Below are 21,173 nucleotides of genomic sequence, written 5' to 3'. Positions count from 1 at the left end.
ACCTACGGGTAGATACGTCCCATCATCCGCGGAAAGGCGATCGTCTCCCGAATGTGCCTGATCCCGCAGATCCACGCCAGCGTCCGTTCCACGCCCAACCCGAAACCGCCGTGCGGCACGCTCCCGTACCGCCGAAGGTCCAGATACCACTGGTACGGCTCGAGCGGCAGCTTCTCCTCTTCCATCCGCGCCGCCAAGCGGTCCAGGTCCTCCTCGCGGACCGATCCGCCGATCACCTCGCCGTAGCCCTCCGGGGCCAGCATGTCGAAGTTCTCCACCACCGCCGGCCGCTTCCGGTCCTGGCGCATGTAGAACGCCTTGGCCTCGCGAGGGTAGTGGGTCACAAATACCGGCCGCTCGTGCAGCTTCGAAACGATCGTCTCGTCCGAACCGCCCAGATCCTGGCCCCAGACGAACCCCTTGGCCAACGCCAGGTGGTCCGGCAGATTCCTCGTTTGCTCGCGCCACTCGGCGAGCTCCTCCCGCAGCTCGACGATCTCAGCGGAGAGCTTGTCCTTCTGCCACGCCTTGGTGGTCTGATCCCGCTGCGATTCCATCTGAACCAGACGCGCTTCGGCGCCGGCGATCCGGGCTTCCAGCTCCCGCTGCTCGCCCAGGATCAGCCGCTCGGCCGGCTCGCCGTGCAGAATCTCGATCGCCTGATCGTACGTCAGACGCACGAAAGGCTTTTGAATCTTCTCCAGCGGACCAACGTCCCTGCCTAACTCCTCCAGATCCTTGCGGTGCCGATCGAGCACACAGCCGACAATGTAGCAGACGAAATCCTCCGCCAGCGCCGTCAACTCGTCCAGGTCGACGAACGTCAACTCCGGCTCGACCATCCAGAACTCGGTCAGGTGCCGGCGGGTCTTGGACTTCTCCGCCCGGAACGTCGGACCGAAGCAGTACACCTTGCCCAACGCCGCCGCCGCCGACTCCAGATACAATTGCCCCGTCTGGGCCAGGAACACGTCCTCCTCGAAGTAGTCCACCCGAAACAGCGTCGAGGCCCCCTCGCCCGCGCTGGGCGCGAAAATCGGCGTATCGACCAGCGTGAAACCTTCCTTGTGGAAGTACTCGCGGATCGACCAGATCAGCGTGTCGCGGATCCGCATGATCGCGTTCTGCCGCGGCACCCGAAGCCAGAGGTGCCGGTGTTTGAACAGGAAGTCCACGCCGTGCGGTTTGGGAGTGATCGGAAAGTCGCTGGTCGCGTGCAGCACCCGCCCGTCGCGGACCGCCGTTTCGTATCCGCCCGGCGCCCGCTCGTCCGCCCGCACCACGCCCGTCAGCTCCACCACGCTCTCGATGCCCAGATGGTCCAGAGCCTCGAACAGCTCAGCCGTCTGGGCCTGCTTCTCCAGCACCGCCTGGCAGATACCCGTCCCGTCGCGGATTACCGCGAACAGCACCTTCCCCGAGCTGCGCACCCGCCGGACCCAGCCGCGCAGCGTCACCTCCCGGCCCACCACCTGGCCCAGTCGGTTGATCGTCACGTACTGCTTCGTTTCCGCCATCGGCTCATCCATGCCCGTCCGTCCTCTTCTCTCTCCTCGATCCTACCGATGCCGCCAGCCGGTCGGACACCATCGTCCCGCGGGCACCGTCTCAGCGGTTAAAGAGTAATTGTAGACCCATCCGGGCGTCTCGTCGCGACTACCATCGCTCCGGCTTTCCCGCGAAGCGGCGAATCCCGGAGCTGCTCGCCCACCGACGACCGTTTCTCCAACCGCTCCAGCCCCTGACCTCCGCTTCCACGCTGCGGCTGGAGATCGACGAGACCGGCGGACGTCTGTGAACGCTCGACGCCTGCTTTCCTCGCATTCGGCGACGACCGGTACCTATCGCTTCTTACGGGCCGGAACGAACTTGCTGCCCAGGGTCTTGACGAAGCCTTCAGGAGCCAGGTCCTGGACCTGCTCCGGCGTGGCGAACACCGGCATCCGGAACCGCTCCGGGATGATCAGAGCCTGTTCTGAAACCTCCTCGGCGACGACCGGAGGGGCCGCCTGAACCGCTTCGGCCTGCGGCTCTGCCGTCTCGGCGGCCGCGGCCGGATGCGGACGCTCCTCGCGAGGACGGGCCGGCGGCTCCCGCCGTTCGGGTCGTTCCGCTCTTTCGGACCGTTCCGGCCGGCGCTCCCGACGCTCGGTTCGCTCCGGAGCGCCCGGCCGGACCAGAACCTCCTCCATGTTCCGGCCCAACCGCCGCTCCAGCATGCGAATGGCGCCCACCCGCTCCTGGTCCACCATGAGAGTCGCTCCCAGCTCGCCCGCGTGAACGAAACGGTCCACCCGGCGCCAGTAGCTGTCGATCTGGCTGGGAAGCTCCCACGAAATAACGTGGTCCACCTTCGGCAGGTTCACCCCGTTCAAAGCCGCCTCGCAACCGACCATCACGCCGCGGCCGGACTCGCCCGTCGTAACGGCAATCGACTGCTTGGCGTCCAACTGCATCGAATACGCCAGCACCTCCGCCGGTATCTTCGCGCTGACCAGCCGGTCCGCCACGTAACGCGATACCCGGTCCAGGTCCGTGATGATCATCACCACCTTCTCGCTCAGGCCCGACAGCAGCTCCAGCAGACGGTCGAACCGGTCCTCCTCTTCCACCACCATGTACTGCAGCCGCACCTGCTCGCCCGACCACTTGGCCTCCGGACGCGTCAGCTTGACCTTCTCCAGCCGGTTCGGGTCGCAGTACCAACGCCCGCGCTCGATCACCTGCTCGGTCAACTCCACCGCGCTGATCAGCGTCTGGCGGTCCGTGCTCAACGGCGAGATCGCCTGGCTCAGCCGTTCCTCGTGCTCCAGCAGCTTGTCGAAATCGTCGATCCCCAGCATCTTGACCGACGAGGCAAACTCCTTCTCCCGCTTGATGAACCGTTCGACCACCGCCAGCTCCAGTATCGCCATCGGCGAACGGGCCAGCAGATCCGGGTAGAAAAAGTCGTCCTTCGCCGTGAACTTGAGCACCTTGGTCTTGAGGGCCGGGCAAAGCCGCGAAATCACCTTGCCCATCTGCCGAACCCCGTCCGCCGTCGCCGTGACGATCATCCCCTTCTGATTCCGATTCCGAAGCCAGTTCTGAAGAAACGGAATCCCGAAGCACGCGCTCTTGCCCATCCCGCTCCGGGCCTCGAAGATCACGTCGCAGCCGTCCAGAGCCGGCGGAATCACCTGCTTCTGAAGCTCCGTCGGCTTCTCCAGCCGCGCCGAACTGATCGCCTCCTGCAGCTTGCGACTCAACTCGAAATCTTCAAACCGATTCAGTCCTGCCATATCCCCTGTCTCCTTTGATCAGAGACGCCCGCCTCGTCGGCCAGGGCCTCTGCATCCAAAAACGCCGCTTGCCGACCGGTCCGGCCGAGCGCCGTCGCTGCGCCGGGGTCGGCTCTCCTGATTGCTACCAATCTATATATTGAACCGGAAGAAAATTACGTCGCCGTCCTTGATGACGTAATCCTTGCCTTCAAGCCGCAGCTTGCCCGCCGATCGGGCCTCCTTCACCGCGCCCAACGCGTCAATGTCCGCGTACGCGATCGTCTCAGCCCGAATGAACCCGCGGGCAATGTCCGAGTGGATCTTGCCCGCCGCCTCGACCGCGCTGATCCCCGCGCCCAGCGGCCAGGCCCGTGCCTCATTGTCGCCCGCGGTATAGAACCTGATCCGACCCATTGCCGACATCGCCGCCTCCGCCAGCCGGTCGGCCAGCAACTCGGTGATCCCGGCTTCCGATAGAAACACCTCGCGGTCCTCGTCCGACAACTCCTGGAGCTGACGCTCGTACTCCACGGCGCACACCAACGACGACCGCACCATCGGGTGCGGCTTGAGGGCGAACTCCTGTCCCAGTCTATTCTCATCCACATTAATAATAACCACGCACGGACGCTGGGTCAAAAGGGCGAAGCTGCGCAGCATCTTGTCCTCTTCCGCCCCATGCACCACCTCGTGCAGCCCCTGGCCCGCCTCCAACGCCTCCAGGCAGCGCTTCAGTAGGGCAATCTCCTTCTTCTCCTGCTCGCGCGTCGGGCTGGGCTTCTTCTGCTGCTGTTCGAGCTTCTCGATCCGCCGCGACAACTGGTCCATGTCCGCGAAGACGAATTCCTCCATCAGCTCGTCCAGGTCCGCCGCTGGATCGATCCGGTCGCGGTACTGCGGCACCGACGGATTCTCGAACGCCCTCAGCACGATCACCAGAAGATCGCACTGCCGGACCTCAGCCAGAAGCCGGCGGGCGTGCTGCCGCCCCGGTTCGGTCGTCAAATCGAAACCCGGAAAGTCCCACAACTCCAGCGTCAGCGGCGTCAGCTTCCGCGACTCATAGATCTCCGCCAGCCGCAACAGCCGCGGATCGTGCTCGTGTTTGAGGGTGCCGATATGCTCGCCCGACTCGCCGCCCGCGTGAAGGTGCTCCCGGCCGATCCCGCACGCCGCCTGCAGCACCGTCGTCTTGCCCGAAAAAGGAAAACCGATAATCGCCAGTCTATCCGCCATACCTTATACTCTATTCTCTCAACCCCCCAGACACCGTCAACAAATCACCGTTCTCCCTCAAACGGTGGGCCCGTGAACCGCCGATCCTACCACACCGGCGACTTTTCCGGCGCTCGTCCGCGGTCGAACAGGTACGTCGGCAGGCTCCGGAACAGCCCGTACGGTTGGTACAAGCTCTCCACTTCCCCCCGGCAGTTGTACCAGCAGCACCGGCACCGATTCACCCGCGAGGCCTGCCGCATCCGATGGAACAGGTCCATCACCTCGTCGCGATACAGATTGCCCACCGGATCATACCGATTTTCCACGCATATAGCTACATTACCGACACTGTCAATGTTAAAAAACGCCCGACCCGCCCGGCAGCCGCCCACCCCGCCGTTGAGGGCCACGCCGAACTTGCTCAAAAAGTACGGATTGCTCAAAACGTTCGGGTGCCGAGCCCGAAACGCCAGCAGCTTCTCCGAAATATCCGGCTCGGTGCAGGTGAACCGCCGATCGCCGGTCTTCAAAGCACAATAAGGCTGTATCATGAAATAAGCATTGTGCTCATGGGCGAGCCGCGCCAATTCATCCAGGTCGTCCAGGTTGTCGTGCATCAGAACCGCCATCACGTTCAGCCGCTGCCATTTCCACTTTCGAGCTCGGGCCAGATGATCGAGCGCCTCGACGGCTCGGGCATGGGCCCCCTTGACGCCGCGACGGCGGTCGTGTTGGGCCGGATCGGCGTAGTCCAGGCTGATCGAAACCCCCCAAAGCCCCGCTTCATAGAGCTCCCGGGCCAGGTCCGTCGTCATCAGATAGCCGTTGGTCGTCACGAACGGCAGGTGCCAGCGGGCCACCGCCCGCACGATCGCCGGCAGATCCTCCCGCAACAGCGGCTCGCCCCCGGCCAGCGAGATCAGCATCGAGCCCGCCCGCGCCAACTGCTCGGAGCCGTAGACGAACTGTTCCACCGTCTGCTCGGGCAGCTTGCCTTCCGGTGAGTTCCAATACCCGCAGAACCCGCATCGGAAATTGCACCGGTACGTCACCTGCCAGGCGAGCCACATCGGGTACCCGCCCACGTACGTCCGCAACAGCCTCGCCTTTTTCCCTGCCGAAGTCAGTGGTCTCACCGTGGTTGCTCGTCCTTTTGTGTCGCCCTCGACGGTGTTTCTGTGTTTCCTGGTCTCGCCGGAGAGTTTTTCCCCCTTCCGGCACGCCGGAATGGCAGAACCCGTCGCCTCCTTGTCGATCCAACAAAAAAAGCGGACTATTGCGTAATAGCCCGCTTCTGATTCGTTCCGTCATCCGTCGGCTGCGACTACTTCATCAAGCCGCGGTCAATCAGGTGCTTCTTGGCTTCGCCCGCCAGGTAGAATGATCCGGTGATGCAGATCAGATCCCCTCGGGTCGCCACCGACGCCGCCGTGCGGATCGCCTCGCCGACATCCGACGCCCACTGGGCCATCCGGCCCGTCCGCTCCTCGAAGCGAAGGGCCAGCTCTTCCGGATCGGCCGAACGGATCGAGCCGTTCTTCGTAAAGATCACCTTATCGGCGCCCAAAGCGATCTGGTCCATCATGCCATCCACGTCTTTGTCGGCTGCGCACCCGAAGATCACCACCATCGAGTCGTAGATTACGTGTTGACCGATGGTCTTGATCAGCGCCTCCATGCTCGTGGGATTATGGGCGCCGTCGATCAAAATCCGCGGGTCCTGGCAGATCAGCTCCATCCGGCCCGAAAGTTTCGTCCGATTCAACCCCTCCAGAACGCCGTTGTCCTGGATCTCGAAACCGCGTTCCCGCAGGGCGTCGACCACCGCCAGCGCCAAACCGCAGTTGATGGCCTGATGTTCGCCCGGCAGCGGAACCGCCAGGTGCTCGAACCGGCTTCGAGGGGTGTTCAGGCAGATCCGCGTGTGCGGGCCCGCGACCCGACTCGACTCGAACCGATAGCTGAAATCTATCTCATCTCCGGTGAACTTAAGCGGAGCTTTTACGCTCTTAGCCGTCTTCATCAGCACCGACCGGACCTCGGGCGTCTGCGGCACGCTCACCACCGGCACGCCCGTCTTGAAGATCCCGGCCTTCTCCACCGCGATCTTCTCCACCGTGTTGCCCAACTGGTGAATGTGGTCCAGGGCGATCGTCGTGATCGCACAGACCTCCGGCTTGATCACGTTCGTGCTGTCAAGCCGGCCGCCCAGACCCGTCTCGATCACCGCGAAATCCACCTTCTTTTCGGCAAAGTACATGAAGGCGATCGAAGTGATGATCTCGAAAAACGTGGCCCGGTTGGTCGTGGGCATGGCCCGAAGCGTCGGCACCAACTCATTGAGCAGCCGCACGAAGTCCGCCTGACTGATCATCTCATCGTTGACTACGATCCGCTCGCGCATGTCCACCAGGTGCGGCGACGTGTACAGACCGACGTTAAACCCGCAGCCCCGCAGCATGTGGGCCAGCATCGTCGCGGTGGACCCCTTGCCCTTGGTCCCGGCGATGTGGATCGACCGGAACTCGCGGTGCGGCCGGTTGACCGACGCCAGGAGCTTCTGCATCCGCGTCAGATTGAACGTGGTATGATTGTACCCGACGCGAGACATCCGCTCGTAGTCGGTGAATGTGCCCAGAAAGCGCAATGCGGTTTCATAACTCTTCAGCCCCGCTGAAGGGCTGCTGCGCCGCTTCTTGCGTACTTCCTTGGTCGTGCTCGTTCTCTTGGCTTTTGGTGCTGTCCGAACCATAGCGATCATTCTAAAATAGGGTGTGGGTTCAGTCAAGACAAACTCGGGCAAAACCCGTAAGAATCTCACGGGAACCCCGAATTTGTTGTCCTAAGTATTTATGTAGCATTGGCTTATAATCATCATGATGACTTGTCAAAAGATCAGGGCGATGTTGATAGTCATCAATATGGCTTTAAGTGCCTGCTCAGCAAAGGCTTACGTTCAAAACCCGGCCTCCGGTCCCTTCGAGCCCGGCCTCCGCACCGCGGAACGTCGGGCGGTTGATCTCCTTGCCGACGGCCAAACCGAAATTCCTGCCTGGATCGTCGCCCAAATGCTCGACGCCTCGGATCGGCTGGCCATCGGGTTGTCACCCGCGGGCACGGGCGATATGGTATTGACTGACGAAATAACAGAAATACTTGGCCCAGCCGTCTCCTTGAACAGAATATTCGCGGATGCGGGAGATTTCAGAGGCAGGCTATGTCTGGTCAAAGGCATCTTCGGCTCCGCCGAGAACGTTGATCACCAACTCCATCTTCCCGAGCAGGATCACTGCTGGAGCGTCGTCCTGTTTGACGACCGGTACCGCAGTCCTTTTCAATTATTTACTGTTCGAGACCCGCAAAAGTTCCGCAAAGGCGTTCCCGTTTTTGCCTTGGGCTACTTCATGGCCTGTCGAACCGATCAGCCAGCCGATCCGGCAGGGCCTCAAGTTCTGACCGTTCCGGTGTTTATGGGCGTACTGCTGGGCATTCCATCGTCGCGAGGGTCGGCGACGCCAGGTTTTCCGACCCTGGTGCTGGCACTGGTTTGTGTATTGACAGCCGCCTACCTGATCGTGAGAATCACCACCGCACGATCGATGAAGGGTTCTTCGTTCCTGAAATGACCGGGCGATGCGGCGGATTTATTTATGGAAAGTGTTACTGTACCTCTTGGCGACCGCAGCTATCCGATCCACGTCGGCCCCGGCCTTCTCAGTCAATTGGGTTCGCGACTGACCGAGGTCGTCCGCAGCCGACGGGTCTGCCTGGTTAGTGACGAGACCGTCTACGGCTACTATGGTCCGACGGCTGAGAAGTCCCTTGAGGCGGCTGGTTTCGTCCTGGCTCGCCACGTCATTGCGCCCGGCGACCGGAGCAAATCGCTGGCGGTGGCCGAGGCGATCTACCAGACCCTCTACGACGCTGAGTGTGATCGGAGTTCGTGCCTGGTCGCGTTGGGTGGGGGGGTGGTCGGCGATCTGACCGGGTTCGTGGCCGGCACGTGGCTGCGCGGCGTGCCCTTTGTTCAGGTTCCCACGACTCTGGAAGCTGATATCGACGCCAGCGTCGGCGGCAAGACGGCGGTCAACCTGCCACGCGGCAAGAATTTGGTGGGCGTGTTCCATCAGCCGCGGATGGTGTTGATGGACATCGACACCCTCAAGACCCTCTCCGATCGCGACATCCGGGCGGGTTTGGCTGAGAGCATCAAGCACGGCGTGATCCGCGACGCCGCGTTCTTTGAGCTCCACGAGCAACAGGTGGATCGCATTCTGGCCCTCGAACCGGCGGTCATCGAGCCGTTGCTGGCCCGCAACTGCCGGATCAAGGCTGAGGTCGTCGGGGCTGACGAGCGGGAATCGGGATTGCGGGCCATCCTGAACTTCGGCCACACCGTCGGCCACGCCATCGAGGTGCAGGGCGGCTACGACCGCTATCGCCACGGCGAAGCGGTCGCCCTCGGCATGGTCGCAGCCGGCTTCATCGCCCGCGAAATGAACCGCTTCGCCGCGGCCGACTTCGACCGTATGGAAGCCCTGATCGCCCGTTTCAACCTGCCCACGCGCACGCGCGATCTCGATCCGCAACAGATGCTCGACCTGATGAAGCGCGACAAAAAGGCCCAAGCCGGCAAAATCCGCTTCGTTTTGCCCACCGCCATCGGCCAGTTTGGAGTTTTCGACGATCTGTCCACGGAAGTCATCAGGGAGGGCATCGAGTATATACTGTCCAGGCGACCGTCAGAAGATGTGGTTGTGTCGTGAGAACGGTGGTGTTTATTCTTGTGAAACACCGAGGGCGAGGTGACAATCCCCATATTGCTGTTATGCTTACAGATGCTCTGAATGCTACAGTATCGTTGATGTGCGAGCCGGGAGATCGTTGGCCATGACCATAGCTGAGGTATTTCCGAGACCTACCGTGAAGCAGGTTGTTTTCCAGATTCGCTATCCTAATCTCTTTTTCATCGAGGAGAAGATTGGAGAATACCAGGTCCGGATCATGGAGCAGTTCCCGGAGTCTTCCCTGCAACTCCGCCGGAATCTCTTGATTGCTGATATTGGTGAAGGTGCCAAGGTCGAGGACTTGGTGGGGGGCGAGGAGAGTCTTGCTGTAAAGAAAATATGGCGTTTTGCTTCGCCGGATGGAGTATCTCTCAATGTTCACAGCGACTCGCTGGACATCTCCTCTACGGTTCATAAGACGTACAACAATCCCGCCGCCACCCCGAGGTTCCGCGACGCGATCGAGTTTGCAGTGGCTAGGTTTTTGGAGGTAGTTGCAGTTCCGAAGTTTCTGCGTATCGGGTTGCGGTACATTGATGAATGCCCCCTTCCGTCGGAGTTGAGCACGTCGAGCTTCAGGGAGTGGTACAATTCTGCTCTGCCAGTTGAGCGATTTGCAGTTGAGGAGGTACTTGAATGCGAAGTCGTCGCGAGGGTCAGGCGTGAGAGTGAATGCCGCCTTACTTTCCGAGAACGCCTGGATACCAGAGGGGAGAAGATAACCTACTCGCTAGATTTTGATGGATATGCAGAGGGCGTTCCCAGTTCCGAATATCTCAGGACTACAGACACGCTTCATGGCCTAGTTGCGGACGAATTTGAGAGAACGATAAAGGAACCAGTCATCAAGCACATGCGGCAGAGACCCGAGGAGGATAGCGATGCGTAGACAGCTACTACCCGAGGAGGGGACAGGGAGCTACCAGAGGCCGTCCCAGATTATCGAGGTCCCATTCGACCGCTACATGGTCGGCGTGAAAGTGAGCCTTGCGGGGGAGTTCCTTGGGGTGGTGCACATCTCTATTAGGAGAGATTTTCTCAGCGATGAGCGACGAATCGCGAAGACGGGAGTTCATGACGTCTCGGAGTTCTACGACCGGTGAAGCCATCGTTCTACGAGGAGCATCCCGACCGTGCCTTTCGTCTAGGTGACGTGCTGACCGGATTCGTACTCTGCAACGTCAGCATGGCTTCACCGCTTGGGCGAGATACGCGTCACTACAAGTACGACATCAACGTTGTCAGGCCTGAATACGTTGTTGTGTTGACGCCCTGCTGTTCCATCGGCGATCGGATGCTAACCGTGTCCCCATTGGCGGATATCAACCCAACATTCCTCAAAAACGGCTATTTAGGGGAGGACCTAACAAGGGTGAATCGAGAAATGATGCCAGAACAGGCTGTTCCTCAAGACATCTGGCACAAGCTCCCTGAGAAGGAGAGACAGAAGAGACTCCAGATTGGCAAGGGATATGCTTTTGTGGAGCAGTTTGTCTACGAACCGCATGGCCTCCTTCCTGAGTATCAACTGGATACGCCGAAGGGAAAAATCAGGAGCAGTTTCTACATGATTGACTTCAGGAGGGCGTACCGAGTGGAGTGCGATAAGGTTATAGGCGCCAACGATGTGCCTATTGCCGCCAAGCTCCTGCAGGTCTCCGTCGCAGTCCGGGAAGAGCTTCGACGGAAACTAGCGAAGTACTTCTCGCGAAGACCGAAGGAAGATGAGGTGCAGCTGGGACTGTAGCTCTGCGCAAGCATCGACGGATAATGATCACGCGGCAGGTTAGTTGGAGCAGCATGGACCGCAACGAGCTTACGTGTTGGCTTCGGGTGCATCTGGCGTCCGGTGTGGGGGCGGTGCGGTTTCGCCGGCTGTTGGATGTATTCGGCGACGTCGAGCGGATTTCCCGGGCGACGATTCTGGAACTGCAGGGGGTCGAAGGCATCGGCCTGGCGACGGCCCAGCAGATCCACGAAGGGCTGCGCACGGTCAATCCCGAGCGCGAGCTGGAACTGGCCGAGGCCAATGGGGTTACGCTCATCACGATGGTCGATCCGGAGTATCCCGAGCTGTTGCGGCAGAGCCCCTCCCCGCCGGCTGTCCTGTACGTCAAGGGCGAGTTTCGCCCACAGGACCAGCTCGCCATCGCCATCGTTGGCACACGGCGGGCCGGGCGCTACGGCTCGGAGCAGGCCTATCGGTTCGGCTCGCTGCTGGCCCAGGCCGGTTTCACCGTCGTCTCCGGTCTGGCCCGAGGCATCGATTCCCAAGCCCATCGCGGCGCTATTCACGGCGGCGGGCGCACGGTGGCGGTGATGGGCGCGGGCCTGCTGAACGTCTATCCGCCCGAGCACCGGGGCCTGTTCGACGAGATCGCCGACGGACACGGAGCCATCCTCAGCGAACTGCCGATGGAGGCCATTCCTGATCCCGGCAACTTTCCCGCCCGCAACCGCATCGTGGCGGCGATGTCGATGGGCACGCTGGTCATCGAGGCGCCGAAGTCCAGCGGGGCTCTGATCACCGCGCATCTGGCCGCCGACTGCAATCGCGAGGTCTTCGCAATTCCCGGCCCCATCGACGTACCGACGTTCGTCGGCTGCAATGAGTTGATCAAAATGAGCAAAGCCAAGCTGGTGATGTGCCTCGACGATATTCTCGATGAGTTCGGGTCGGTCTCCGCCATGCTCAAGAAGCAGGCCCAAGCCCTCGGCGCGCCGGCCGATCCGCAGAGCATCACCGTTCGCGACGCCCAGGCCGACCATCTCTCGGAGCCCGAGCGCAAGGTCTGGGACTTCCTGACCGCCGGCCCCAACGACATCGACACGATTTGCCAGATCTGCCAGCGTCCCGCCGCTGAGGTCTCATCCGTCCTGACCATGCTGCAGCTCAAAGGGCTGGTCAAAGCCCTGCCGGGCAACCAGTACGGCCGCAAGTGACCAAGTGCCTTCCGTTTGTGTCGAATTGACCAATCTCAGCAGATTCCCCTGACGCACCGCGGCCGAAAAGGGTATAATTCTGAAGTTAAACTCAGGCATGAAACGGCGAAGGTGGAGCGATGCTGACCGCAGAGGAAATCGATCAACTGACACTGGTGAAGTATCCCGATCCGGTCTTGGCCGAGACGGCTAAGCCGATCGAGAAGCTCGATACGTGGGTGGAGCAGTTGGCCCAGAAGATGATCCAACTGATGCACGAGTTTCGCGGTGTGGGCCTGGCGGGCAATCAGGTGGGGCTGGCCTTGGCGATCTTCACCTACAACCCATCCGGCGAAGAGGGCGACGACCACGCCCTGATCAACCCGGAGATCGTCGATGAAGAGGGCTGGGCCGAGGCGGAGGAAGGCTGCCTGTCGCTGCCCGAGATCTACGGCAAGGTCCGCCGCCGCCAGCGGGTGATCCTCGAGGCCACCGACCTGACCGGCAACCGTCGCGAGATCGAGGCGACCGACCTGACGGCCCGAATCTTCCAGCACGAGACCGATCACCTTCGCGGCACGCTGATCGTTCAGCGGATGTCGGTGGTGGGTAAGCTGGCCGCGCGTCGGCAGCTTAAGATGATGGAAGAGAAGGCCGCCGACTAGACGCTGTCTGCCGGCCTGCTCTCGACACGCAGTACGATCACGTTTCTGGTTCGCTCGCCGACATGCACCCGCTGATCGATGCGGAATCCGACCAGCCACACCACGCCTCGCGCATCGGCGACCACCACGGCTGGCCGATCCTGAGGCGGGACCTTCCGATCGGTGAGAAAGTCGCCGATCTTCTTGCCGCCCGGCGAACCCAACGGCCGGAACCGCTCGCCTTCGCGGGCGTAACGGATCACCAGGTTGCCTTCCACCTTCTCCGCGTCGATGGCCTCTTCGCCGCTGGTCTTCTCGCCTAAGAACCGCTCGAACCACAGCCGGTCGAACGGCTGACGCTGCTGCGAAAACCGCCGGTCGCCGAACCGGCATTCGCCGCCGACCCACGCGATCTGAGCGTCGAGGTCCTTTGCTTGAGGCGCAGGCTTTCTTTCGACGAACAGCCGGTCGTTCAGAACGCGCGCGCGAATCCCATCGGGCAGATCGACGGCGCCTGAGTTGCTCCGCACGAGTCGCAGAACGTCCGCGATGTGATTCGCGGCGATCCGGCCCGCGCCGACACCCACGCCGATCAGCATCTTGCGAATGGCCTCGCCGGCCACGATCGCCGGCGAGAGGTCCAGACGCCAGTCCTCAATGCTCCAGGAGGATTGATCCCGCTGCGCCACGGCGAGCAGCCGGTCGGCACGGTCATCGACGATCGCCTCAGCCTCTGCCGCCTGATCGGCCAGCGCCAGCAGGTGCTGCGCAAAGCCGCTGTGAATCTGTTCCATCTCGGGAATCACGCGGTGCCGCAGCACGTTCCGCGACGCGATCATCGCTGCGTTGGTGTGATCCTCCCGCCAGCCGAGACCCTTCGACTGAAGGTATGCCACCAGTTCATCTTTGGTAATACTCAGCAGCGGCCGGACGATCATGACGCTGCCGCCGACTCGCAGCGGCCGGGCTCGCGGCATGCCGCGAAGCCCGTGCAGACCCGTGCCGCGAATGATGTTGAACAGCACCGTCTCGACCTGGTCGCCGCGGTGATGACCCAGGGCGATCCGACCCGCCCCGAAATGCCGCACCGCCCGCTCATAGAATTCGTAGCGGACCCTTCTGGCGGCTTCCTCGAGCGATCCGCCCCGTTGCCGGCGGTCGGCGTCCACGTCGACGGCTTCGGCGTGGAAGGGAAGCGAGAGCTCCTGGGCGGTCCGGCGGACGAACTGCTCGTCCATGTCGGCCGATTCGCCGCGAAGCTGGTGATTCAAGTGCCCGACGAAGAGGTCAAAGCCGATCGTGTTTCGCGCCGCGACCAGCAGGTGCAGCAGGGCGTTCGAATCGGCGCCGCCCGAAACCGCCGCCAGCACGCGATCGCCTCTTGAAATGAGCTTGCCCGCCGTCAGGGCGTCGATAAACCGGCCGGTCAGGTTGTCGTTGCCGGTCATGCCGCACCTCGCTACGTCGCGGTGGGCGGCGCCACCGTGCCGATCAGGTCGGCGATCCGCCGCACGCCGTGCCGCCGGCAGTAATCGGTCATTCCGTCCAGGATCTTGATCGGGCACTGCGGGTCGATAAACAGCGCCGTGCCGATCGCCACCGCGGTCGCACCGGCCAGCATCAGTTCCATCGCATCCTGCCAGAGCTGCACGCCGCCGAGGCCGATGATCGGCACGCCGGCTGGTTTGGCCACCTCGCGATAGACCCGCCACACGCAATACACCGCCACCGGATGGACCGCCGGGCCGCTCAATCCGCCAAAGCCTCGCGGCAGCACCGGCCGCTTCGCTTCGACGTTGATCGCCATGCCGCGCAGCGTGTTGATCAGACTCAGCGCATCAGCCCCCGCTTCGACCGCGGCGCGGGCGACTTCGCAGATGTCGGTCACGTTGGGGCTGAGCTTGACGATCAGCTTGGCCCGTTTGACCGCGCCGCGCAGGGTGCGGATCAGTTCGGACGCCATTGTGCAGTTCGTGCCGAACTCCAAGCCGCCCGCGGCCACGTTCGGACACGAGATGTTGATCTCCAATCCCGCGATCTCCTCGACGCGATCCAGCGCCGAAGCCACTGTCAGATACTCGTCGATCGTCTTGCCCGCCACGTTCACCAGAATCGGCACGCCCAGCTTCGCCGCCGACGGCAGCTTCTCGGCCAGGAACTTCTCCAAGCCGACGTTGGCCAACCCGATGCTGTTGATCACGCCGGCCCGCGTCTCGACGATCCGCGGCGCGGGATTGCCCTCGCGCGGCTCGACGGTGATCGACTTGGTGGTGAATGCCCCCAGTCGCGAAAGGTCCACGTAGCTCGAAAGCTCCGGGCCATACCCGCTGGTGCCTGAGGCGGTGGTCAGCGGGTTCTGCATTTGAATGCCCGCAAGGTCCACCGAAAGATCAACGTCGGTCCGGCTTCTCAATTGATCCATGGTCAGTCCTGATCCCACACGATGGTCCGCGCATCGAACACCGGGCCCTGCGTGCAACAGAGCTTGTACTGCCAGCCTTGCTGGTTGTCGGCCCGGACCTTGATCACGCACGCCTGACACGCCCCGATCCCGCAGGCCATCATCTCCTCCAGCGACACCTGGCAAAAGACGTTTGCCTCATCGGCGGCCCGGGCGATCAGCCTCAGCATGGCCCACGGACCGCAGGCATAGACCGCCCAACGCTCGCTCGGCGGTTTTTCCGCCAGCACCTGGTCGAAAACCTCGGTGACGAAACCCTTGTGCCCGGCTGATCCGTCATCGGTGGCCACGTACAGGTTCACCGCCTCGGGTCCAAGCCGTGAAAAGACGTTCGAGAGATTTCGGGTGTCACTCGTCCGCTGCGACCAGAGCTTTTTGGGCAACGGGATTTGCTCAGCCGTCGGGGCTCCCGCCACCATCGTCACCGGCAGACCCTTTTCGATCAGACCATTGGTCCAGAATAGCAGCCCCGCCAAACCCAGACCGCCTCCGACCATCACCACGCGGTCCACCCTTTCGGGTAACGTAAACACACTCGAACCCAGCGGCCCAAACAATGTCAGGTTATCGGACGCTCGAAACTGGCTCAACCGGATGGTGCCAGGGCCCCTAACCTTATACAAAACGGAGGCTTGCGTAAAACCATCGACCGTCCGGAGGTCCGCCAGGCTGAACGGCCGGTTCAGCAGCGGAGTTTTGTGGTCCAACTCCGCTTCCACCGTCCACGGCTGGAATTCGCCGTTCTGGTGCTCCAGTTCGCGGTGTGTTGTCAATGGAGGCTCTGAAATCTGAATTTGAATGAATTGACCGGGCAGGGCGGTGAAGCTCCGGTCGAGCTTTAATTCCAGGAGGTAGTTCGGCTGGTCCTTCCCCGCCGAGATGGGTCGGTTCGAAAGCACCTCGGCCTGGTGCACGGCCTTGTTGTCCAGATGGTGTGCCATAAACTCTGAATTAACGGTAGTTTATGATGTTGGCCGGTCGCCCTAAAAAAACTTCCGGGCCGGCGAAGAGCCGGTCCGGAAGTGCCACGGCTGAAAACAGCCACAAATTTCGGTGCCCAACTGCAACTTCAGTATAGTTCGGCCGGTGGGCTTTGTCAATCGGGCTGACTTACCGGTTCCGGCCCGTCTATAGGCATTCTTCCGACCGCCGCAGCGGGTGTCAATACAAAAATTTCGGCCAAAAATGCCCGCATTTTCAGCCTTTTTTCGCCCGTTCCGACCGCGGTCGGCGGGCATCGGGTGTACAATCCGTCGGGTCAACGTATAATCGGTCGCAACCATGGATGAAAAGACACTCAAACAACTGCTCAACGACGTCTCAGCGGGCAAGCTCTCGACCGAAGCAGCCCTCGATCGTCTGCGCCATCTGCCGTTCGAGGACCTGGGGTTCGCGCGGGTCGATCACCATCGCGCCATCCGCTGCGGATTCCCCGAAGTGGTGTTCTGTCCGCGCAAGACTCCGGAGCAGGTTGCGCAAATCGTCGAACGCCTGGTGCAAAAAGGGTCGAACGTTCTGGCTACGCGGGCCGATCAGCAGGCGTACGAACAGGTCAAGCGCCTCGTGGCCGATGCCCGCTACAACCCCATCAGCCGCACCATCGTGGTGCGACAAAAACCGTGCGAGCCCTCAGCCGGCGCGGTGGGACTCGTCTGCGCGGGAACCAGCGATCTGTTTGTCGCGGAAGAGGCTCGCGAGACGCTCGAGATCATGGATCAGCGGGTCGAGACGGTCTACGATGTGGGCGTGGCAGGATTGCACCGGCTGCTCTCGGCTTCGGCGACGCTGGCGAAGGTGAACGTGGTGATCGTGGTGGCGGGAATGGAAGGGGCGCTGCCGAGCGTGGTGGGGGGGTTGGTATCGGTTCCGGTGATTGCGGTGCCGACCAGCGTCGGCTACGGGGCGAGCTTCGGCGGCTTGGCCGCTTTGCTGGGGATGCTCAATAGTTGCGCCTCGAATGTCTCGGTGGTCAACATCGACAACGGCTTCGGCGCCGGCTACATCGCGGCCATGATCAACCGCCTCGGCGAAAAGAAGTAGACCTGCCCAACCCGTCCGTCTTGCCGCCTTTTGCCAGTTTGACTCCCATCGCCGCTTCGTGATGCACTATCAGCATCGTCGTGGACGGACTGAGGCACATGTCCAGGTTCAAGCGAGGGTGGTGCAATGACGGGCAAGAGCGATCGGTTGTCGTGGGCGGTCTATGCGCTGTTGGCGGTGGCGGTTTCGATCTGGATCGGCGGCTGCGGCGGAGCGGCGCCGGACCCGAACGCGTCGGACCCGAATACATCCGATCCAAACACCTCGGATCCCAATTCGGTCGATCCGAATACGGCTGAAAGAACTTTGTTGACCGCGGCGGACGCCAAGATTCTCGACGACGCGACGGATTTGTAAATCCAGGAGCGTCCCACTAAAACCTCGACCGAGGCACGCGCCGCCCTGGTCGAGCGGCTGAGCAACGATCCGGGCGTCAGCCAAGTCCTGCTGGCCGACGACGGCTATTCGATCTGGGTCAAGTTCGCCAGCGGGTACGTCTCGGCGATCAACACCATCGAAGGTTTCGGCAACGGCCCGACCTACAGTTCCTCAGCCATGCGCCAGGCCCTGGCAGGCCGATCAGGCCAAGGTCATCGAGGCGCCCAAGGCGACGGCCAAGGACGATGACCTCCACTACACTCCCGATTCGCGCAAGATCCTGCTGATGAGCGCCGCCACCGAGGAGTTTGGCAAAGCCGACGTGCGGGCCTTCGAACTCATCAGGGACTACCTGGTGGAGAACTACGACTGGGATCCGTACGACATTGACATCAAATACAACGATCCGAACGACGGCTATCGGACGCTGGGCGTGGAGGACTTCGTCGATCTCGAAGATTACGGCGTGATCGTGATCCTTGCCCACGCGATCTCGCGGCCGGCGCCGGCGGCGGACACGCCCGATCCATTCAACTTCGGCTTTAAGGTCGCGGACATGGGCGAGCACTACTGCTACATCCAGGTGGCCGCCGCCCAGACCTACCAGACCGGCTCGGGTTGGACCGATCCGTATGACTTCGGATTCAAGCGGATTGCCAAGAGCATCGACCTTGAGGCCGAGCGACAGATCGGGCGGGTCATCGTGGTCAGTCGCGTGGATGTCTTCAAGAAAACCGAAACCAAGTACCTCTACATGCGCGAGGACCTGTGGCGCGAGAATCTGGGCTCGCTGCCGCGAAGCTTCGTGTACCTCGTGGCGGCCAACGCTTCATTTCTCGACCTTGAGGATGCCATCGGACCGGAACCGAACTCATCGGACCCGTTCAATCTCGGCTTCAAAGCCATCGACGTGTTCGAATCCGGTTTGGGCAGTTTCATGGCCTGGGATGACCTGGTTGACACCCAGACCGCGCTGGACGCGGTATGGATCATTCCGTGGATGGCCTACAAGAACTGGTCGGACGTGATGGCGTGGCAGAGCGGCGAGATTCCGGTTTACGCGGTCGGGGCCGATCCGGAGCCCGCTGACGACGCGAGCAACTGGGATCCGTACGGATTGGAGTTCAAAGCCATCGCCAAGGAAGGCGGCTGGGAGGCCAATCTCGATTTGTGGCCCTTTGCGGGCGGGACCACCCGTCATCTGTATCTGCCGACTTGGCTGACCGTTGGCACGTTCGGCGTGCCGGAGCAGACGGTGACCACGCGGGTCACCATCGAGTACACTGATCCGAATTTCCCGCCGCCCGATCCCAACGTGCTGCAGGACCTGCCGCATGTGGCCAAGGAGTTCGACGGGCTGATCCCCGGCCGCGAGGTCAGCATCAAGATGGAGGCCCTGGACCTCGACGAGAACGTGCTGATCGACGGCAGCAAGACGTTGACGCTCAAGTGCGGCGAAAACCTGGTCACGTTCAAACTCGCCGAGTACGGCATCGAGATGGAGGCGGACCCGCCGGTCTCGCTCTTTGATCCGGGCGAAGAAGGGTCCGTGACGATCACGGCGACGCTGAGGTATTTCAAGGAGGAAGACAACGGCATCACGCCGACCGGGGGCCCGGTAGTCGGCATGGAGTTGGAGTTTAACCTCTTCTCGGGCAGCCCAGCCGAAGTGATTGGATCGACCACCGCAGTCACCGATCCGAACGGCCAGGCCTCGGTGACACTGACCGCCGATCACAGCGGCAGCGCGACGGTCGGCGTGTTGACCAAACCCGACCAGCAGGGCGCCACCGGCGCGTGCATGTTCAAGATGCGTCCGCCGGACCCGATTCCCGGAATCGTCACCGGCGAGTGCGACTGCGACCCGGAGGCGAACCACGGCGGCCACCGGGTCTGGGTCGAGTTCGACCGTCTGACCGATCCCGAGCCGCTGGACTACAACGTCTTCGGCTACAACTTCTACGACAAGGACTACTACGGGTACTGGTACGATCAAAAGATCGAGCTCACCTATCCGGTGGTGACCGTGGTCGGCGACCGCATCCGCGTCGGCCTGACCAGCGGGGGCGGCAGCAGCGACTGCGAAAGTCCGAGCGATCCGGAATTGCAGGAAGGGCTGCAGGACGCACTGGACCGGTTCGAGGGCGGAATCTGGTTGATTACCCCCCGATACGAGTAGCCTCGACCCTCTTTGTGTCCGGGAGGCAAGGGCATTTCAATACTTAATCCATGCGCCGCCAAAATGCCATTGCAAAATAGTCCATTCGATGGTATAAGTGGGGCATATGGGAAATTCTACAATGGCAAAGCCGGTGGCGACCACGGTGGACAGGGTGCACGAACGGATCCGCCAGAAGCTGCTCCGTGGTGAGTTGGCCCGCGGCCAGCGGGTTTCCCAGCGGAAGCTGGCCCGGGAGTTCGGGTGCAGCCCGGTTCCCGTGGCCGAGGCGATGCGGCGGCTGGAGAGCGAGGGGCTGCTGGTCAAGGAGCCGCTGAAGATCGCCCGCGTCCGGACGCTGAGCTTGCGCGACCTGGAGGGGCTCTACCTGATCCGCGAAGGTCTGGAGTCGGTGGCCGCGCGGCTTTGCGCTCAGCGGATCACGGACGACCAGATCGCCGAACTCAAGGGCATGGGCCACGATTTGGAAGAGGCGGTGCTGGGTGGGGATACGATGGAACAGACCCGGCTGGACGTGGCGATCCACCGTTTCATCTACCGATGCGCCGAGTGTCCGTTGCTGGAGAGTGAACTGGATCGCCTGTTGATCCTTGAGAAGACCGCCGGGCGCAACGACCCGATCGACAGGCGGGAGTATCTTCACCGGCACAAGGCGCTGATCCAGGCGATTGCCGACCGCGACGGCGACTCGGCTGAGTATCTGGCCAAGCGGCACGTGCGTTCGGGTTACGAGTACCTGGCCAGCCACGGGCTGACCGACTGAACCCTTTCGAGGTCCGCGAATATGGCGGTGACAAACCGGCGTCATGTCGGGCCCACAACGCGGAAGGCCGGAATGCCGCGGTCGCGCAGTTTCACCCTGATCGAGCTCCTGGTCGTCGTGGCGATCATTGCGGTGCTGGTGGCGATCCTGCTTCCGGCCCTCACCGAGGCCCGCCGCAGCGCTCAGCGGACGGTGTGCCTGAGCCAGTTGCACAACCTGGGATCGGCCCACGTGCTGTACGCCGACGACAACGACGGCACGTTCTGCATCCACTACTTTCCCGCCCAGCACATGGTGCATCTGCGGCGGCACGTGGTCGATCGCGACGCGGGCAGTTTCCATCCGCGGTACATTTCGACACCCAAGCTGCTGTACTGCCCAAGCCCCTCGGTGCCCTGGCCGGGCGGGAGCGGCAGCCAGATCGTCGCCTGGGACGGCGGAACCGGCGACTGGCCGTGGTATTGGATCTCCAGCGGCTACGAAGTCCAGATGATCGGCTACTCCTGGTTCATGACCGA

Annotated in this window: 20 protein-coding genes; 12 read left to right on the top strand and 8 right to left on the bottom strand. The window is 62.1% G+C overall.

What is annotated here, in order from left to right; all coding sequences use genetic code 11:
• Positions 1 to 2: 2 nt before the first annotated feature.
• The 5 genes from GXY33_17395 to GXY33_17375 form a co-directional block, all read right to left on the bottom strand.
• Positions 3 to 1,517 carry an asparagine--tRNA ligase gene (locus tag GXY33_17395; GenBank protein ID NLX06915.1) on the bottom strand — a complete coding sequence of 505 codons (1,515 nt, stop codon included), beginning with the start codon at positions 1,515 to 1,517 and terminating at the stop codon, positions 3 to 5.
• Positions 1,518 to 1,841: 324 nt separating this feature from the next.
• Positions 1,842 to 3,281 (bottom strand): DEAD/DEAH box helicase, encoded by a 1,440-nt coding sequence (locus GXY33_17390; GenBank protein ID NLX06914.1) that lies wholly within the window; start codon positions 3,279 to 3,281, stop codon positions 1,842 to 1,844.
• A 132-nt stretch (positions 3,282 to 3,413) separates the two neighbouring features.
• Positions 3,414 to 4,499, bottom strand: coding sequence for a redox-regulated ATPase YchF (ychF, locus tag GXY33_17385; protein ID NLX06913.1), 1,086 nt, complete (start codon positions 4,497 to 4,499; stop codon positions 3,414 to 3,416).
• An 86-nt stretch (positions 4,500 to 4,585) separates the two neighbouring features.
• A complete protein-coding gene (locus tag GXY33_17380; protein NLX06912.1) occupies positions 4,586 to 5,578 on the bottom strand; it encodes a radical SAM protein in 993 nt (330 codons plus the stop codon).
• Positions 5,579 to 5,805: 227 nt separating this feature from the next.
• Complete coding sequence (locus tag GXY33_17375) at positions 5,806 to 7,128, bottom strand: bifunctional folylpolyglutamate synthase/dihydrofolate synthase (protein NLX06911.1); 1,323 nt, start codon at positions 7,126 to 7,128, stop codon at positions 5,806 to 5,808.
• Between the two features lie 256 nt (positions 7,129 to 7,384).
• Between GXY33_17375 and GXY33_17370 the strand changes: the two genes are divergently transcribed.
• The 7 genes from GXY33_17370 to def all read left to right on the top strand — a co-directional run bounded on the left by GXY33_17370 (position 7,385) and on the right by def (position 12,855).
• Complete coding sequence (locus tag GXY33_17370; GenBank protein NLX06910.1) at positions 7,385 to 8,107, top strand: hypothetical protein; 723 nt, start codon at positions 7,385 to 7,387, stop codon at positions 8,105 to 8,107.
• Between the two features lie 24 nt (positions 8,108 to 8,131).
• Positions 8,132 to 9,247, top strand: a complete 1,116-nt coding sequence (locus GXY33_17365; protein ID NLX06909.1) for a 3-dehydroquinate synthase — start codon at positions 8,132 to 8,134, stop codon at positions 9,245 to 9,247.
• Between the two features lie 124 nt (positions 9,248 to 9,371).
• Positions 9,372 to 10,157: a TIGR04255 family protein gene (locus GXY33_17360; GenBank protein NLX06908.1), complete on the top strand. Its 786-nt coding sequence runs from the start codon at positions 9,372 to 9,374 to the stop codon at positions 10,155 to 10,157.
• Positions 10,150 to 10,371, top strand: a complete 222-nt coding sequence (locus GXY33_17355) for a hypothetical protein (GenBank protein ID NLX06907.1) — start codon at positions 10,150 to 10,152, stop codon at positions 10,369 to 10,371. The genes GXY33_17360 and GXY33_17355 overlap by 8 nt, the downstream gene beginning before the upstream one ends.
• Positions 10,368 to 11,015, top strand: coding sequence for a hypothetical protein (locus GXY33_17350; protein NLX06906.1), 648 nt, complete (start codon positions 10,368 to 10,370; stop codon positions 11,013 to 11,015). Before GXY33_17355 ends, GXY33_17350 begins: the two co-directional genes overlap by 4 nt.
• A 53-nt stretch (positions 11,016 to 11,068) precedes the next feature.
• Positions 11,069 to 12,211 carry a DNA-protecting protein DprA gene (gene dprA, locus GXY33_17345; protein NLX06905.1) on the top strand — a complete coding sequence of 381 codons (1,143 nt, stop codon included), beginning with the start codon at positions 11,069 to 11,071 and terminating at the stop codon, positions 12,209 to 12,211.
• 119 nt (positions 12,212 to 12,330) lie between these two features.
• Positions 12,331 to 12,855, top strand: coding sequence for a peptide deformylase (def, locus tag GXY33_17340; protein ID NLX06904.1), 525 nt, complete (start codon positions 12,331 to 12,333; stop codon positions 12,853 to 12,855).
• On the opposite strand, the gene tilS is transcribed toward def, so the two are convergent.
• Genes tilS through GXY33_17325 form a run of 3 tightly spaced genes read right to left on the bottom strand, consistent with a single transcriptional unit; the run spans position 12,852 to position 16,236 of the window.
• Entirely contained in the window at positions 12,852 to 14,282 is a 1,431-nt protein-coding gene (gene tilS, locus GXY33_17335) for a tRNA lysidine(34) synthetase TilS (protein NLX06903.1), read from the bottom strand. The genes def and tilS overlap by 4 nt on opposite strands.
• Before the next feature lie 11 nt (positions 14,283 to 14,293).
• The gene (locus tag GXY33_17330) at positions 14,294 to 15,256 is read right to left on the bottom strand and encodes a dihydroorotate dehydrogenase (GenBank protein ID NLX06902.1); all 963 of its coding nucleotides are present in this window, start codon (positions 15,254 to 15,256) and stop codon (positions 14,294 to 14,296) included.
• A gap of 2 nt (positions 15,257 to 15,258) precedes the next feature.
• Positions 15,259 to 16,236 carry a dihydroorotate dehydrogenase electron transfer subunit gene (locus tag GXY33_17325; GenBank protein NLX06901.1) on the bottom strand — a complete coding sequence of 326 codons (978 nt, stop codon included), beginning with the start codon at positions 16,234 to 16,236 and terminating at the stop codon, positions 15,259 to 15,261.
• A gap of 340 nt (positions 16,237 to 16,576) precedes the next feature.
• Here GXY33_17325 and larB point away from each other — a divergent pair, with 340 nt between their 5' ends.
• The 5 genes from larB to GXY33_17300 form a co-directional block, all read left to right on the top strand.
• A complete protein-coding gene (larB, locus tag GXY33_17320) occupies positions 16,577 to 17,335 on the top strand; it encodes a nickel pincer cofactor biosynthesis protein LarB (protein ID NLX06900.1) in 759 nt (252 codons plus the stop codon).
• Positions 17,336 to 17,461: 126 nt separating this feature from the next.
• Positions 17,462 to 17,692, top strand: coding sequence for a hypothetical protein (locus GXY33_17315; GenBank protein ID NLX06899.1), 231 nt, complete (start codon positions 17,462 to 17,464; stop codon positions 17,690 to 17,692).
• Between the two features lie 307 nt (positions 17,693 to 17,999).
• Entirely contained in the window at positions 18,000 to 19,892 is a 1,893-nt protein-coding gene (locus GXY33_17310) for a hypothetical protein (protein ID NLX06898.1), read from the top strand.
• Positions 19,893 to 20,013: 121 nt separating this feature from the next.
• Positions 20,014 to 20,655: a GntR family transcriptional regulator gene (locus GXY33_17305; protein ID NLX06897.1), complete on the top strand. Its 642-nt coding sequence runs from the start codon at positions 20,014 to 20,016 to the stop codon at positions 20,653 to 20,655.
• Between the two features lie 72 nt (positions 20,656 to 20,727).
• Positions 20,728 to 21,173, top strand: a 446-nt coding sequence (locus tag GXY33_17300; protein ID NLX06896.1) for a prepilin-type N-terminal cleavage/methylation domain-containing protein, incomplete at its 3' end; no start/stop codon positions are given.

Source organism: Phycisphaerae bacterium, assembly GCA_012729815.1.
Classification (GTDB): Bacteria; Planctomycetota; Phycisphaerae; order JAAYCJ01; family JAAYCJ01; genus JAAYCJ01.
This window is presented reverse-complemented; position numbering and strand designations above follow the sequence as displayed.

Excerpts from the sequence above, each read along its gene's own strand:
- GXY33_17395 (NLX06915.1), bottom strand. The coding sequence starts at position 1,517 with ATGGCGGAAACGAAGCAGTACGTGACGATCAACCGACTGGGCCAGGTG.
- GXY33_17390 (NLX06914.1), bottom strand. The coding sequence starts at position 3,281 with ATGGCAGGACTGAATCGGTTTGAAGATTTCGAGTTGAGTCGCAAGCTG.
- ychF (NLX06913.1), bottom strand. The coding sequence starts at position 4,499 with ATGGCGGATAGACTGGCGATTATCGGTTTTCCTTTTTCGGGCAAGACG.
- GXY33_17370 (NLX06910.1), top strand. The coding sequence starts at position 7,385 with ATGTTGATAGTCATCAATATGGCTTTAAGTGCCTGCTCAGCAAAGGCT.
- GXY33_17365 (NLX06909.1), top strand. The coding sequence starts at position 8,132 with ATGGAAAGTGTTACTGTACCTCTTGGCGACCGCAGCTATCCGATCCAC.
- GXY33_17360 (NLX06908.1), top strand. The coding sequence starts at position 9,372 with ATGACCATAGCTGAGGTATTTCCGAGACCTACCGTGAAGCAGGTTGTT.
- GXY33_17355 (NLX06907.1), top strand. The coding sequence starts at position 10,150 with ATGCGTAGACAGCTACTACCCGAGGAGGGGACAGGGAGCTACCAGAGG.
- dprA (NLX06905.1), top strand. The coding sequence starts at position 11,069 with ATGGACCGCAACGAGCTTACGTGTTGGCTTCGGGTGCATCTGGCGTCC.
- def (NLX06904.1), top strand. The coding sequence starts at position 12,331 with ATGCTGACCGCAGAGGAAATCGATCAACTGACACTGGTGAAGTATCCC.
- tilS (NLX06903.1), bottom strand. The coding sequence starts at position 14,282 with ATGACCGGCAACGACAACCTGACCGGCCGGTTTATCGACGCCCTGACG.
- GXY33_17330 (NLX06902.1), bottom strand. The coding sequence starts at position 15,256 with ATGGATCAATTGAGAAGCCGGACCGACGTTGATCTTTCGGTGGACCTT.
- GXY33_17325 (NLX06901.1), bottom strand. The coding sequence starts at position 16,236 with ATGGCACACCATCTGGACAACAAGGCCGTGCACCAGGCCGAGGTGCTT.
- larB (NLX06900.1), top strand. The coding sequence starts at position 16,577 with ATGGATGAAAAGACACTCAAACAACTGCTCAACGACGTCTCAGCGGGC.
- GXY33_17315 (NLX06899.1), top strand. The coding sequence starts at position 17,462 with ATGACGGGCAAGAGCGATCGGTTGTCGTGGGCGGTCTATGCGCTGTTG.
- GXY33_17310 (NLX06898.1), top strand. The coding sequence starts at position 18,000 with ATGAGCGCCGCCACCGAGGAGTTTGGCAAAGCCGACGTGCGGGCCTTC.
- GXY33_17305 (NLX06897.1), top strand. The coding sequence starts at position 20,014 with ATGGCAAAGCCGGTGGCGACCACGGTGGACAGGGTGCACGAACGGATC.